Origin of the sequence: Streptomyces sp. (genome assembly GCF_036524955.1) — a bacterium.
Lineage (GTDB): Bacteria > Actinomycetota > Actinomycetes > Streptomycetales > Streptomycetaceae > Actinacidiphila.
Window position 1 is genome coordinate 1 of the sequence record NZ_DATDBG010000119.1, and the last position, 14,023, is coordinate 14,023.

14 protein-coding genes are annotated in these 14,023 nt (G+C 71.7%); 10 read left to right on the top strand and 4 right to left on the bottom strand.

The genetic code is table 11. The annotated features are described in order from the left end of the window. On the top strand, nt 1-201 hold a 201-nt coding region (locus VIW71_RS10205), incomplete at its 5' end, for a hypothetical protein (RefSeq protein WP_331621764.1). A gap of 44 nt (nt 202-245) precedes the next feature. On the opposite strand, the gene VIW71_RS10210 is transcribed toward VIW71_RS10205, so the two are convergent. Genes VIW71_RS10210 through VIW71_RS10220 form a run of 3 tightly spaced genes read right to left on the bottom strand, consistent with a single transcriptional unit; the run spans nt 246 to nt 2,204 of the window. Beyond that, nucleotides 246-704 (bottom strand): GNAT family N-acetyltransferase, encoded by a 459-nt coding sequence (locus VIW71_RS10210; RefSeq protein WP_331621765.1) that lies wholly within the window; start codon nt 702-704, stop codon nt 246-248. After that, on the bottom strand, nt 698-1,699 hold the full coding sequence (locus tag VIW71_RS10215; protein ID WP_331621766.1) for an LLM class oxidoreductase: 1,002 nt from the start codon (nt 1,697-1,699) through the stop codon (nt 698-700). The genes VIW71_RS10210 and VIW71_RS10215 overlap by 7 nt, the downstream gene beginning before the upstream one ends. After that, nucleotides 1,692-2,204: a hypothetical protein gene (locus VIW71_RS10220; protein ID WP_331621767.1), complete on the bottom strand. Its 513-nt coding sequence runs from the start codon at nt 2,202-2,204 to the stop codon at nt 1,692-1,694. The genes VIW71_RS10215 and VIW71_RS10220 overlap by 8 nt, the downstream gene beginning before the upstream one ends. Nucleotides 2,205-2,525: 321 nt before the next feature. Here VIW71_RS10220 and VIW71_RS10225 point away from each other — a divergent pair, with 321 nt between their 5' ends. Then, nucleotides 2,526-3,080 (top strand): DinB family protein, encoded by a 555-nt coding sequence (locus VIW71_RS10225; protein ID WP_331621768.1) that lies wholly within the window; start codon nt 2,526-2,528, stop codon nt 3,078-3,080. Between the two features lie 123 nt (nt 3,081-3,203). On the opposite strand, the gene VIW71_RS10230 is transcribed toward VIW71_RS10225, so the two are convergent. Beyond that, the gene (locus tag VIW71_RS10230) at nt 3,204-3,689 is read right to left on the bottom strand and encodes a rhodanese-like domain-containing protein (RefSeq protein WP_331621769.1); all 486 of its coding nucleotides are present in this window, start codon (nt 3,687-3,689) and stop codon (nt 3,204-3,206) included. Nucleotides 3,690-4,182: 493 nt separating this feature from the next. On the opposite strand from VIW71_RS10230, the gene VIW71_RS10235 reads away from it, so the two are divergent. The 8 genes from VIW71_RS10235 to VIW71_RS10270 all read left to right on the top strand — a co-directional run bounded on the left by VIW71_RS10235 (nt 4,183) and on the right by VIW71_RS10270 (nt 13,946). Beyond that, nucleotides 4,183-5,814 carry a peptide ABC transporter substrate-binding protein gene (locus VIW71_RS10235; protein WP_331621770.1) on the top strand — a complete coding sequence of 544 codons (1,632 nt, stop codon included), beginning with the start codon at nt 4,183-4,185 and terminating at the stop codon, nt 5,812-5,814. A 64-nt stretch (nt 5,815-5,878) separates the two neighbouring features. Continuing rightward, on the top strand, nt 5,879-7,168 hold the full coding sequence (locus VIW71_RS10240; RefSeq protein ID WP_331621771.1) for a lysine N(6)-hydroxylase/L-ornithine N(5)-oxygenase family protein: 1,290 nt from the start codon (nt 5,879-5,881) through the stop codon (nt 7,166-7,168). 43 nt (nt 7,169-7,211) lie between these two features. Further along, on the top strand, nt 7,212-8,594 hold the full coding sequence (locus VIW71_RS10245; RefSeq protein WP_331621772.1) for an aspartate aminotransferase family protein: 1,383 nt from the start codon (nt 7,212-7,214) through the stop codon (nt 8,592-8,594). A gap of 13 nt (nt 8,595-8,607) precedes the next feature. Next, the gene (locus VIW71_RS10250; RefSeq protein ID WP_331621773.1) at nt 8,608-9,951 is read left to right on the top strand and encodes a SidA/IucD/PvdA family monooxygenase; all 1,344 of its coding nucleotides are present in this window, start codon (nt 8,608-8,610) and stop codon (nt 9,949-9,951) included. 109 nt (nt 9,952-10,060) lie between these two features. Continuing rightward, complete coding sequence (locus VIW71_RS10255) at nt 10,061-10,429, top strand: cupin domain-containing protein (protein WP_331621774.1); 369 nt, start codon at nt 10,061-10,063, stop codon at nt 10,427-10,429. Nucleotides 10,430-10,466: 37 nt separating this feature from the next. After that, nucleotides 10,467-11,645 (top strand): NAD(P)/FAD-dependent oxidoreductase, encoded by a 1,179-nt coding sequence (locus VIW71_RS10260; RefSeq protein WP_331621775.1) that lies wholly within the window; start codon nt 10,467-10,469, stop codon nt 11,643-11,645. After that, on the top strand, nt 11,632-12,300 hold the full coding sequence (gene epsC, locus VIW71_RS10265; RefSeq protein WP_331621776.1) for a serine O-acetyltransferase EpsC: 669 nt from the start codon (nt 11,632-11,634) through the stop codon (nt 12,298-12,300). The genes VIW71_RS10260 and epsC overlap by 14 nt, the downstream gene beginning before the upstream one ends. Then, nucleotides 12,297-13,946: a class I tRNA ligase family protein gene (locus tag VIW71_RS10270; RefSeq protein ID WP_331621777.1), complete on the top strand. Its 1,650-nt coding sequence runs from the start codon at nt 12,297-12,299 to the stop codon at nt 13,944-13,946. The genes epsC and VIW71_RS10270 overlap by 4 nt, the downstream gene beginning before the upstream one ends. Nucleotides 13,947-14,023 lie beyond the last annotated feature (77 nt).

Below are 14,023 nucleotides of genomic sequence, written 5' to 3' on the forward strand. Positions count from 1 at the left end.
GTCCCACGCACGGTTCATGGCCGACCGGTCTTCGGGGGACACCCGAGGCGCGGCAGCTTCGACCAGGCGGAGCCGGCGAACCTCCAGGAGTTCAACGCCGGAAGGTCGCGGCAGTGGCTCGGTCACCGGCTCATCCTGGCACACCGGGCCCTGCAGGAGAGGCGGCTGCCGCCGGGCGCTGGCAGGCCGGTGACGTGGTGAGTCCACCGGTGTCAGCCCCCGGTCCGGCGGGGTACGACGTGCCGTCAGACCTCGTAGATCAGTTGGGTCAGCGGTTCTCCGTGGGCGCCGACGCGCTCGTAGAGGCGGATCGCGTCGGAGTTCCAGTCCGGGGTCTGCCAGCGGACTGCGGCGAGTCCGCGGTCGCGGGCGGCGGTGGCCGCGTGGGCGATCAGCCGGCTGCCGAGGCCCCGGCCCCGGAAGGGCGGATCCAGGTACAGGCAGTCGAGGTGCAGATACGCCCCGTCGAGCCAGCGGGCCTCCAGCGAACAGGTCATGTAGCCCACCGGAGCACCGTCCGCCTCGGCGAACCAGCACCAGACGTCCGGGTGCGGCGAGGTGAGCCGGGCCAGCAGCCGGTCGGCGAACTCACCGGAGAGTTCACCCGCCCGTTCGTAGCGGGCGTGGTCGCGGCACAGCCGCTCCAGCGCGTCGCGGTCGGACGCGCCCCGCAGGGGCCGGATGTCAGCGGCCGGGGTCACCATACCGGCGTCCGCGGGACGGCGGCGGTCTCCACGCTGGGGAAGTGCGGCAGGACCTCCTCGGCGATCTCGGCGATCACCTCACTGCGCGGCCGCGTGCAGAACTGCACTCCCAGCGCACCGTGGTTGAGGCCCGCGTCCTGCCAGCGGCCCAGGAGTTCGATCAGCCCCTCGCGGCCGGTGCGCAGGATCCGGCCGCCCTGCAGGGGGGTCGGCGGATGCCTGGGATCGTCCACCAGGTCGATCCACTCGTTGGTCGTCACCGGTTTGAAGCCGTCGCCGGGGATCAGGCCGCGCCAGTGGGCGATCTTCTTGCCCAGCGCCCGCGGACCGTCGGCGGTCGCGGTCGGCCCCGGGTAGACCAGCCAGCCGTCCGCGTGGCGGGCGATCCACTGCGGGTCCTGTCGCGCCGAGCCGGTGACGACCAGCGGCACCCGGCCGGTCACCGGCTTGGGCAGCAGGTCCGCACCGTGCGTGGCGCCCAGCGGCGAGGCGATGTCGCCGGCCCGGTCCGACAGCAGGTCGCGCACCATGCCGACCGCCTCGCGGAACCGGGCGCCCCGGCTGTCGAAATCCACACCGTAGGCGGGGAACTCGACGGGCCGGTCACCCGTGGCGACGCCGAGGACCAGCCGTCCGCCGGAGAGCTGGTCGAGGGAGGCGGCCTGCTTGGCAAGGTCGATCGGGTGCCGCAGGGTGAAGATCGCCGATCCGAAGGCGAGGGTGACGCGCTCGGTCCGTGCTGCCAGCCAGCCCGCGTACACCCAGGGGTCGTACACCTGGCCGACATCGGCGTTCGGGCCGGTACGCAGCGGTACGTCGCGCAGCCACACCGCGCCGAAGCCGGAGCGGTCGGCGAGGGTGATCGCCTCGGCCTGGCCGGACATGTTCCGGAAGTCGCCGTCGTACGGCCACAGCGGCAGGAACAGGCCGACCGTCAGCCGGTCCGGCGCGTAGATCCGGCTGAAGCCGGGGTGGTCGAGGAACGGGTCAGACATGCTGATGACCTCCGTCGTCGGTCACGGCCGGAACCGGCAGCGTGAAGCGCACTTTGGCCAGCCGGTGCGGTGCGGGGCCCGACGGTGTGCCCGGCACCGTTCCCTGCCGGTCGGCGAGCCGCTGCCAGCGCAGGGCGGTGACCCCCAAGGAGTCGGCGTGCTTGCGGAGACCCGCGGTGAGCGCCGCGGCGGCCGGCTGCCCGCCGCGTCCTGCGTCGTCCAGCCAGAGCGCCTGGACGTCGATGAAGTCGTCGGCGCCCCAGGTGGAGAACACCGTCGCGTACGCCAGACAGCCGACCGGCCGGCCGCCGCTCTCGGCGACCAGGGCCCAGGCGGGGACCGCGGGGTCGAGCAGCGCGGCCGCCCGCTCGGCGGCCAGCTCGGCCGCCACCGCGGTCGGGCCGGGCTCGTTGGCCCACAGCGGCTCGGTGCGCAGCAGCGAGGCGACGTACCCGAGATGCGAAGGCCCGGCCAACCGGGCTACGGCATCGGTGTGTTCGCCCATGACTCCCCCTGTCGAACCGTCGAACCGCTGTACGCCCGCCCCGGGCAGGGGGAGGGCGCCGCGTGGCTGCGGGGAGTATCGCAGGAACACCACCTCTCCGCAGGACGAGTGACACCACGTCCACGGTGGTCGCCCGTGCGGCGGAACCGGCGATCGCGCAGCTCAGGACGGCCTCGGTGCGGGGCCGGAGGAGTTTGTCCCGTAGCTGCCACGGTGGAGAAGGTGACAGCGCCCGCTCTGGCCAACGTCCCGGCGAGGTGGCACGGTCAGAGCGCCGCCGTGTCGCGGAAGAGGGCGGCGCCACCGTAAGGAGTGAGAGCCATGACCTCTGCCGAGACCTACGAGGCCATCGACATCCCGTCGGCGACCGAGGACCCGGCGGCCTACGTGGCGGCCCTGCTGGAGGTCGCCGGAGACGCGGACCCGTTCGAGGTCATGGCCACGACACCGGCCAAGGCCCGGGACCTGTGCGCGGATCTGACCGACGATCTGGCGCGGGCCCTGCCGCAACCGGGTGAGTGGCCCGCCGAATACATCGTCGGGCACCTGTTCGACGTGGACGTGGTGTACGGATTCCGCTGGCGGCTGGTGCTCACCGAGGACAACCCGTCCTACCCGGGGTACGACGAGGCCCGGTGGGCGCCGCTGCCCCGGCTGCCGTTCCGCCAGATGCTCAGCGCGTGGGAGGGCATGCGCGCCGCCAACGTGGCGCTGCTGCGGGCGGTGCCGCGCGCGGACTGGCAGCGCACCGGGCGGCACGGCGAGCAGGGGCCGGAGACGCTGGAGATCATGATCCGCAAGGTCGTCGGCCATGACCTCGCGCACCTCAACCAGCTCGCCCGGACGGTACAGGCGGTCACGGCCGGACGCGGCTGACCCGCCCCGGCCGGCCCGGGGCGGGCACCCGCACGTGCCCGTAGGAGCACGTGTCGTACGCGGTCAGCGACTCCGGCTCACGCGTCCTGCGGTGTCAGCGACTCCGAGCCGGCCGGGCGGCGGTCAGCAGTCGCAGACGGCGCCGTGGGCCGGAGCGGTCAGCGTGTCCACCGGACCGCGCCGCACGCCGGAGGCGTCCTCGACGAGGAAGCCCTCACGTACCCAGTACTCGTAGCCGCCGAGCATCTCCTTGACCCGGTAGCCGAGCGAGGCGAACGCGTGCGCCGCCCGCACCGCGCCGTTGCATCCGGGGCCCCAGCAGTAGGTCACCACGAGCTTCTCGGGGTCGAACAGCTCGCCGGCCCGGTCGGCGATGTCGTCGGTCGGACAGTGCACGGCCTGCGGGACGTGGCCCTGCTCCCAGGCCTCCGCACCGCGGGTGTCCACCAGCACGAAGTCGGCGGCCCCCGACTCGATGTCCGCGTGCACGTCGGAAACGTCCGCCTCGAAGGTCCGCCGGGCGTAGAAGTGCGCCTCGGCCACCTTGGGGTCGGCGGCCGGAACTCGGCCGACCTTCGATTCGAGGGCCGGCTGGGTGGGTGCGCTCACAGAATTCTCCGATCACCTGGGAGGTATGGCGGCTGCCGGGCCCGATGGCATTCCCCGGCACGGCATCCGCGCACAACGTCGCATCGGGACATGGGGTCAGGCAAGCCCGGCGTTCCGGCCGACGGCACGGTGATTCCAGGACACGGCGGAAAGCCCGCACCGCACGGAGCCGGGCTTCCTGCTCACTCCCTCCGCGGACGGCCTCGTTCCCCGGCCGGCCACTGCGGGAGCCCGGGTGTCAGCCCACCCGCCTCGGGTCGGCCACCGGACCACCCGGTGGCCGTGGCAGCCGTGCTCCCGCGCATCCTAGACGGTCCGGGCGGCGAGTACGGCGACACGGCCTGGCACCATCTGCGCGTGGAGCGATGCGGACACCTTCGGATTGGCACCCTGTGACCGCCCGCATTTGGTGCCAGGTACGACTGCTGACATCCCGTTGGACAGGTCGAACACTGAGCGTGCGAACCATCCGCAAAGCCTTATCGAGGGTCAGATGCCTGTCAGAACCACAGCGAGCGACGCCGTCTTCCGCATGGCGATCACCGAACCGACCGCCATCGACCCCTACCGTGCGCAGGAGATCGAAGGGATCGGCGTCACCAAGCAGCTCTTCACCGGGCTTCTGCGTGTGGACCGGGCACACGGTGTGGCGCCCGCGGTCGCCTCCTCGTGGGAATGCGACAAGGCCGGCCGGGTGTGGACCTTCCACCTGCGCGAGGGCCTTCTCTTCAGCAATGGCGAACCGCTGGACGCCGCCTCCTTCGTCCGTGGTGTCAACCGGGCTCTCGACCCGGCGGCCAATACCGAGACCGCCTATCACCTGGCGGGCGTGCGCGGGTTCGACGCGATGCGCTCGGGTGCGGCGGACAGGCTGAGCGGGCTGACCGCCCCCGACCCGTACACGCTGGTGTTCGCGCTGGACCAGGTGGACTTCGAGTTCGACAAGAAGACGGTGCAGCCGGTCTTCAGCCCGGTTCCGGAGGTGGCCGGTCCGGCGCTCAACCCGGTCTACAACGACATGCCGATCGGCAACGGGCCGTACATGATGGCCGAGCCGTGGCAGCACGGGCGTTCCATCCGCCTGGTCCGCAATCCGCGGTGGTCCGGTGAGCGGCCGGAGGTCGCCGAGATCCACATCGACATCCTCGGCGACGAGGATTCGCTGGAGCAGGAGTACGCCGGGTTCCTGGAAGGCCGCTACGACTTCGCCCGGATGCCCGCGGAGTCGGTGACCGCGGCCCGGGAACTGTTCGGCGACGGCGGATTCCTGGAGCGTGACCTGCCGGGACTGCACTACCTCATCCCGTTCTGCCACCAGGCGCCGATGGACACCCCGGCGGCCCGGCGGGCGATCTCGGCGGCGATCGACCGCGCGGGCATCGCCGAGGAGTTGTTCTCCGGGACCCGGGTTCCGGCCGACGCCCTGCTGTCGCCGTGGTTCAAGGGCGTCCACACCCCCGGGCTCGGCGGAGCGTACACCCGCCACGACCCCGAGGTGGCCAGGGCGTGCGCCCGGCAGGCGGGCCTGACACCCGGCAGCGTCGTCGACCTCGCGGTGAACACCGGAGCCGGGCACGACCGCTGGGTGGCGGCCGTGGCCGAGCAGATCAGCCGGGTCCTTCAGGTCGAGGTGCGGCTGCTGACGATGAGCGCCGTGGAACTGCTCGCGCACCGCACCTCGCAGGCGGCTGCCGGGCTGTGCCGGGCGGGCTGGGCGTACGACTACCCGACCCCCGACAACCTCCTGTTCCCCCTGCTGCACTCCTCGTGCACCTCACCGGACGCCGACGGCACGGCGCACGGCGACAACGAGGGCCGCTACGTGAACACCGAGTTCGACCAGGCCCTGCTCAACGCCCGCGCCGCGGCCGACGAAGGCACACGGACCGGCTGGTGGCAGACCGCCGAGCGGCTCGCGATGGAGGACATGGCGCTGATCCCGCTGTGGTTCCGGACCGAGTACCGGGTCTTCGCCGAGGACGCGTTCACCGGCATGGACCTCGACTTCTTCGGTAATCCGACCATCGCCGAACTGCGGCCGGTGGAATCAGCGGACGGGGCGGTTCCGCCCCGGAGAAGCCGTGCGCGCGACCGATATCGCGTGGTGACGCCGTCCCAGACGTGATCCGCCGGGACGGCGGAGCCTGCCATCTCCTGTGTCAAGTACACCACTTGTATGGAGGCTATTCATGACCGACTGCTTTGACGTTCTCGGTGTGGGATTCGGGCCGGCGAACCTCTCGCTCGCCATCGCGATGGAGGAGGACGCCCCGGAGAAGACCGCGCTCTTCCTGGAGGGCCAGGCCGAACCGGTCTGGCAGGGGGGAATGATGCTCGACGGTTCGAACATCCAGAACCATCCGAGCCGCGACCTGGTCTCCTTGCGCAATCCCCGCAGCCGCTACAGCTTCATCAACTACCTCTTCGAGAACAAGCGGCTGATCGAGCACCTCAACCTGCCGGTGGAGTTCCCGCTGCGCAAGGAGTACGCGCAGTACATCCGCTGGGTGCGCGAGCAGTTCCACCAGGTCGCCGAATACGGTGCCCGGGTGCGGGAGATCGCCGTCGTGGACGGGGCCGGCGGTCAGGTCTACGAGGTCACCACCACCGACGGCGCCACCCGGCAGGGCCGCTCCCTGGTGCTGGGCCCGGGGCGGACACCGTACGTGCCCGCGCCCTTCTCCGACGTGGTGTCGCCGCGGGTGTTCCACCTCACCGACTACCTGTACCGGCTGCGGGCGCTCGAGGCTCCGCCCCGCAGTGTCGCGGTGATCGGCGGCAGCCAGAGCGCGGTGGAGCTGACGCTCGACCTCGCCAAGCGCTACCCCCAGGCGCGCGTGGTCAACTACCTGCGCTCGTACGGGCTGCGACTGAAGGACACCAGCCCGTTCAGCGAGGAGGGCTACTTCCCGGAGTTCACCTCGTACTACTACAACGCCGACCGGGCGTCGAAGGCCGCGCTGGACGGCTACATGCGGCCGACCAACTACTCCTCCGCCGACGACGACGTCCTGCACGAGCTGTACCTGATGATCTACGAGCAGCGGCTGGACGCCGCGCAGCGGGTCTTCGTCCAGGGCAACAGCCAGGTCTCACGGGTGGAGCTGACCGACGCGGGAGTACGGCTGGAGGTCGCCGAGCTGCACACCGGCGAGGTGCACCAGGACGAGGTGGACCTCGTGGTGCTGGCCACCGGCTTCCGGGATCTGGGCCCCGCGCCCCACCAGGAGCCCTACCCCGCGCTGCTGTCCGGGGTCATCGACCGGTTCCGCTTCGACGAGCACGGCCACCTGATGGTCGGCGCCGACTACAGCCTCCGCCCGGTGGACCCCTCGACGCCGCCGCTGTTCCTCAACGGATTGTGCGAATCCAGCCACGGCATCGGTGACTCCGGCTCCTTCAGTCTGCTGTCGCTGCGCGCCGCGACGATCCTCGACGGTCTGCGCGCTCCGGCCCCGGCCGATCTCGTCGCCAACTGACACCCGTCCGAACTCATCCCACCGTTCCACCAGGAGCCCACGCGTGACACATACCGCTTACCGAAGAGCGGCGCTGCGCACCCCCGTACCGGGGCCGTTGAGCAAGCAGTACCTCGACCGCCAGGACGAGCACGAGTCCAGCGCCCGCACCTACCCCAGGCGGCTGCCGATCGCCGTCAAGCGGGCCCAGGGCAGCTACCTGGAGGACGTGGACGGCAATGTCTACCTGGATTTCCTCACCGGTGCCGGGGTTCTCTCGCTGGGTCACAGCCACCCGGAACTGGTGGCCGCGGTCACCACGCAACTCGGCGAGTTCGTCCACGGACTCGACCTGCCGACGCCGATCAAGGACCGGTTCACCGAGGCGCAGCTCTCCATGCTGCCCGAGGGGATGCGGGACCGGATGAAGATGCACTTCTGCGGACCGACCGGCGCCAACGGCGTCGAGGCGGCCGTCAAACTGTGCAAGATCGTCACCGGCCGCAGCGACGTCATCACCTTCCAGGGCGGCTTCCACGGCAGCACCGCGGCGGCCATGGCCCTGACCGGTGCCCTGGACACCAAGGAGGCGGTCCCCAACCACCTGCCCGGGGTGCACTTCTTCCCGTACTCCTACTGCGCGCGCTGTCCGCTGGGCCTGACCCCCGACACCTGCGAGACCAACTGCGTCACCTACCTGGAACGCGCCCTCAACGACAGCAACGGCGGCATCGTCAAGCCGGCGGCTGTCGTGATGGAACTCGTCCAGGGCGAGGGCGGTGTCATCCCGGCGACCAAGGAGTTCGTCCAGCGGGTCCGGGCGCTGACCCGGGAGCTGGAGATTCCGATGGTGGTGGACGAGGTGCAGACCGGCTGCGGCCGTACCGGCACCTGGTTCGCGTTCGAGCAGTACGACATCGAGCCGGACGTCATCGTCGCCTCCAAGGCGCTGTCCGGCATCGGGCTGCCGATCGCCGCGCTGATCTACGACAAGGCGCTCGACACCTGGAAGCCGGGCGCGCACATCGGCACCTTCCGCGGCAACCAGCTCGCGTTCGCCGCCGGTGTCGCCGCCATCGAGGTGGTGCGGCGCGACCGGGTGCTGGAGAACGTGGCCGCCCGCGGCGCGGAGCTGCAGGCCGCGCTGAACGAGCTGGCCGCCCGGACCCCGTGGGCCCGTGAGGTGCGCGGACTGGGCCTGATGTGGGGCATCGAGCTGGCCGACCCGGCGACCGGGGCGCCCGCCAGCGCACTGGCCCGCGAGGTGCAGGCGGCGGCGCTGCGCAACGGACTGATCGTCGAGGTCGGCGGCAGGGCCGACTGCGTGGTGCGGATGCTGCCGCCGCTGAACATCAGCGCCGAGGAACTCGCCGAGGCCTGTGCCGCGCTGACGGCCGCCTTCGACGAGGCAGACGAGGACTTCACCGCCGCGGCGGGCCGAGAGTGAAGGAGTGAAGGCGATGCACGACAGCCCGGCAGTCGACCTGCTCGGCATCGGCTACGGTCCGGCGGCGATCTCGGTCGCCACCGCGCTGGAGGACGACAACGAGTCGCTGCCGCCCGGAGCGGCCCCCCGGCACACCGCGCTGTTCCTGGAGCGCGGCCCGAACGCCGCCTGGCAGCCCGACATGCTGCTGCCCGGCACCGACATCCAGCACCACTTCCTGCGCGACTTCGCCACCCCGCGCAACCCGCGCAGCCGCTTCACGTTCCCCAGCTACCTGGTGGACACCGACCGGTTCTACCCGTTCACCAACCTCGCCGGATACGTCAGCAGGCACGAGTGGTCGCAGTACGTGCGCTGGGTGACCGACCGGTTGACGGTCCCGGTCGCGTACGACACCGAGGTCACCGAGGTGCAGCCGGTGGAGCGTGACGGACGCGTGACGCATGCCCGGGTGCTCGGCCGGAACACCGCCACCGGGCAGCCGGTGGAGCACCTGGCGTCCAACGTGCTGGTCTCCATGGGCCACCAGCCCTTCGTACCGGAGGAGTTCCGGCCGTTCACCGGCGACCGGCTCTTCCACTCGCACGAGTTCCTCACCCGGATGTCCGCCATCCCCAAGGACAGCATCCGGAAGGTGGCCGTCATCGGTGCCGGCCAGAACGCGGGAGAGATATTCCTGCACCTGGCCGGTGCGCTGCCGGACGCCGAGATCCACGCGCTGACCCGCAACTCCGGGTTCCGGCTCTACAACCTCAGCCACTTCAGCAACGAGGCGTACTTCCCCGCGGAGACCGACTACTTCCACTCCCTGGACGCCACACAGCGCAAGAAGGTCTTCGACGAGGTCTACTCCACCAACTACGCCTGCGTCGACCCGGACGTCAACACCGCCCTGTACCGGGCGCTGTACGACGACCGGAACTGGGGGCCGGGCCGGCTGCACCTGCACAAGCGCCGCGGCGTCGAGTCGCTCAGCCGCGGCGCCGGCGGCGGGTTCCGCCTGGTGCTCTGCGAGGTCAACACGGGCGAACGCGAGGAGCTGGACGCGGATCTGGTCATCGTGTGCACCGGTTTCCGCGAGCCGAAGATGCCCTCACTGCTGGAACCGTTCGCCGAGTACGTCGAGGCCGACGAGGCGGGTGACCCGGTGGTGACCCGGGAGTTCCGGCTCGGCACCACCGCCGACTGCTCGGTGGGCCTGTACCTCAACGGCATCACCGAATGGCGGCACGGCATCAACAGCGCCACCAGCTTCAGCACGATGGCGATCAAGGCCGGCCAGATCCTGGGCGACCTGGCCGCCCGGCACGACGCCGCGGCGGTGCCCGTCGGCGACGGCATCACCGTGCCGGCCTGACCCGAACCTCCGGTCCGGTCCGGCCCGCCCGGGCCGGACCCCGGCCCCCAACGCATCCGAACGGCAGCAGCCCCCCGACACATCCGAACGGCAGAGGAGAACAGACGCCATGATCCGATCCTGGGGTCCGCAGGACCTGAAGGACGAGCCCGACTACAACACCACGGCGGTCCGGCTGTTCCCGTGGCCCGGCGTGCCCGAGCCCGCGTGGGGCGGCGCCTGGGTGGCGGTCGAGCCCGGCGAGACGGTCACCCCGCACTCGCACGACGAGAAGGAGATGTTCTTCGTCGTGCGCGGCACCGGCGTGATGCGGCTGGGCGACGAGAAGCGTCAGGTGAGCTTCGGCGACACGATCTTCATCACCCCGGACATCGACCACGACCTGACCAACACCGGCGACGAGCAACTGCTGTTCCTCAGCATCTGGTGGGACGGCAGCGAGGCGGCCGCCCAGAGCGCGCTGCCCGAAGAGTCGTGACCGGCGAACCGCACGCCCCGGGCGGGGAGCCGGCGCGGTGACCGCCGGATACGAGGTGGTCGTGGTCGGTGGCGGCATCATCGGCGCGGCCGTCGCCTTCCACCTCGCCGAGGCCGGGGTGCGCCGGGTGCTCGTGTGCGAGCAGGCGATGCCGCCGGGCCGGGGTGCCACCACCCGCTCCGGCGGGCTGCTGCGCCAGCACCACACCGCCCGCTGCGACGTCGACCTCGCGGTGCGGGGCATCAGCGCCTATCACGACTGGGCGGCGCGGGTCGGCGGCGACGCCGGCTACCGGCGTACCGGCTTCGCGGTGCTGGTCGCCGGCCGGTACGCCGACGCACTGGCGAAGAACGTCGCGGCCGTCAACGAGGCCGGCGGCCGCAGCGAGGTCATCACGCCCGGCGAACTGGCCGCGCTGCACCCGGGGCTCGCGGTGCCCGCGGACGTGGCGGTCGGCTACGAACCCGACGGCGGCTACGCCGATGCGGTGACCGCGACCCGGGAGCTGCTGGCCGCGGCCGTCGCCCGCGGTGTCACGGTGGCGGAGGGCGTCCGGGTCACCGGGATCGACACCACCGGCGACCGGGTGCGAGCGGTGCACACCAACCTCGGCGCGGTGCACACCGACCGGGTGGTGCTGTGCGGCGGCGCATGGAGCGGCGAGCTGCTGGCGGCGCTGCGCGACGGAGACGGGCTCGACCTGCCCGCGCTTCCGGTCACCGCCCGGCGCATCGCCATCGCGCGGGCCGCCACCGCGCACTCCCCCGGCGCCCTGCCCATCGGCATCGACGACACCCTCGGCACCTACTTCCGGCCCGCGGACGACGGAGGCATGTACTTCGGGGTGCCGCTGGACCCGGCCGTCGACCCGGCTGCCGACCCGGAGCCGATGACCGGCCCGGCCGCCCGGGCCGCCGCCACCACCCTGGTCCCCCGGGTCCCGGCGCTGCGGGACGCACCGGTCCTCGCCGCGCGGGTCGGCTTCGACGCCTATTCGGCCGACAAGCGCCCGGTGATCGGCCCGGCCGGACCCGAGGGGCTGTATCTGTGCACCGCGTTCAGCGGCGGCGGAGTCAAGGTGGCGCCGGCCGTGGGTGAGCTGGCGGCCGACGAGATTGTCCACGGCACGACGGCTCCGCTGCTGGAGCCGTACCGGCCCCGGCGTTTCGGGGCAGGGGCCTTGATCGAGAGCGAGTTCCCGTATGAGCACATGTGACTCGCCCGGCGGGCTGCGCGGCGCGTGGCGGCACCTGGTGGAAGACCTCGACATCGTCCTGGCCAAGGACCCGGCCGCCGGCAGCCGCCTGGAGGTCCTGCTCTACCCGCACATCCACGCCCTGTGGACGTATCGGGTGGCGAACTGGTTCTACCGCAGGAACCGGCGGTTCATGGCGCGGGCCCTGTCGATGTTCGGCCGGTGGGTCAGCGGCATCGAGATCCATCCCGGGGCGACCATCGGACGCCGCTTCTTCATCGACCACGGTTCGGCGGTGGTCATCGGCGAGACCGTACGGATCGGCGACGACGTGATGCTCTACCACCAGGTCACCCTCGGGTCCGTCGGCTGGTGGCGGGACCTGGCGGGCGACCTGTCGGAGCGGCGGCACCCGGAGCTGGAGGACGGCGTGATCGTCGGTACGAACGCGAGCATCCTCGGCGCCGTCACCATCGGTGCCCGGTCGCTGGTCGGCGCGCACACGGTGGTGATGGAGTCGGTACCGCCCGACTCGCGGGTCAGCGCCCGCAGCATGCCGGTGCTGATCACGAGTACCAGCCCGGACGCCGACGCCGACGCCGAGGTGGAACAGCCGGCGCCCACCGCCGCCAAGAACCTTGACACCACGACGATTCGAGGGACGACAAACAGATGAACCGTTCGACCAGTCGCGTGATCATCACCAGCGCGCCGCCCAACCCCAACGGCGACCTGCACCTCGGCCATCTGTCGGGCCCGTTCCTCGGCGCCGACGTCCTGCGCCGCCACCTGCGGCAGACCGGGTACGACGTGCGCTACGTCGGCTACTCCGACGACCACTCCTGCTACGTACCGCGCCGCGGCGCCGAACTCGACCGCGGCCCGCACGCCACCGCGCACGTCTTCGGCCGCCGCATGGAGGAGACGCTCGGTCTCGCCCACATGCAGCACGACTACTTCACCCACCCGCTGCGCGAGCCGATGCACGCGGACATCGTGCGCCGCTTCTTCCTCGAACTGTGGGAGAAGGACGCCTTCCGGGTCGAGGAGCTGCCGGTCTACTGGTGCGAGCCGTGCGAACGGTACCTGTACGAGGCCGAGATGCGCGGGCTGTGCCAGTACTGCGCGGCGCCCGCCGACGGCTTCTACTGCGAGGAGTGCGGGCGGCCGCAGGAGACCACCGGCCTGGTCGACGCCAAGTGCACCCGGTGCGGCACCGGCCCGCAGACGCGCACGCTGCGCCGGATCGTCTTCCCGCTGGACGACTACCGCGAGCGGCTCCGCGACTACTACGCGGACCGCCCCATGCGGCCCGCGCTGCGCGCCTACCTCGACGACATGCTCTCCCGCCCGCTGCCGCTGACCACCGTCAGCCGTGAGGCCGACTACGGCGTTCCGGTGCCGCTGCCGGAGTTCTCCGGGCACATCCTCGACACCTGGTACAGCGGCATCTGGGGGTACGTGGCCGCCACCGTCGGCTACGCCACCGCGCTGGGCGAGCCCGAGGAGGCGCTGGAGGCCTGGGCCGACCCTGCCACCCGGGTCTACGAGTTCATCGGCTTCGACTGCAGCTTCTCGCACGCCATCCTGTGGCCCGCGCTCTTCATGGCGCACGGTGGGTTCCAGCTGCCCGAGCAGGTGGTGACCAACGAGTTCTACCGGCTGGAGGGCGACAAGTTCTCCACCAGCCGCGACCACGCCATCTGGGGCAACGAGTTCCTGCGGCGGGTGCCGGCCGACCAGATGCGCTTCTACCTGTGCCTGACCGGTCCCGAGCGTGAGCAGACCAGCTTCTCCGCCAAGGACTTCTCCGCCGTCACCCAGCAGGTGCTGGTCGACGGGCTGCAGACCTGGGCCGGCACCGTACTGCGGCTGACCGCCGAGGACTTCGGCGGCAAGGTCCCCGAGCGCGGTACCGCGCCGGGCGGTGCGGTCGACGGCGCCGCCCGGACGCTGGCGGAGCGGGTGGCCGCGGCGCTGGACCCGGACGACTTCTCGCCCCAGGCCGCCGCCCGCGCGCTGCGCGACGCCATCGAGGTGTTCGCCGCCGACACCCCGGAGCTGGAACGGCTGCGTGCGGCCGGCGGCCAGGAGTACGCCGGCCGGCTGCGCGCCCACCTCGACGCGGCCGCCACCCTGGCCGCGACCTCCGCGCCGCTCATACCGGCCTTCGCCGAGCAGTTGTGGACCGCGCTGGGCCTGTCGCTCGACCACGTCTTCACCCGCGTCATCCCGTGGCCCTCCGCGGAGGAGAAGCCGCTGGACGCCGCCGGGCCGCTGCGTGACGCGCTGCCGGAGTTGTTCCGGCCGGTCACGGTCTGACGGCGGGCGGGCGCGGTGGTGGCGCGGGCGGCCCGCACGACCGGGACGCGAAACGCGGCCACCGTCGGGGGGCCCCC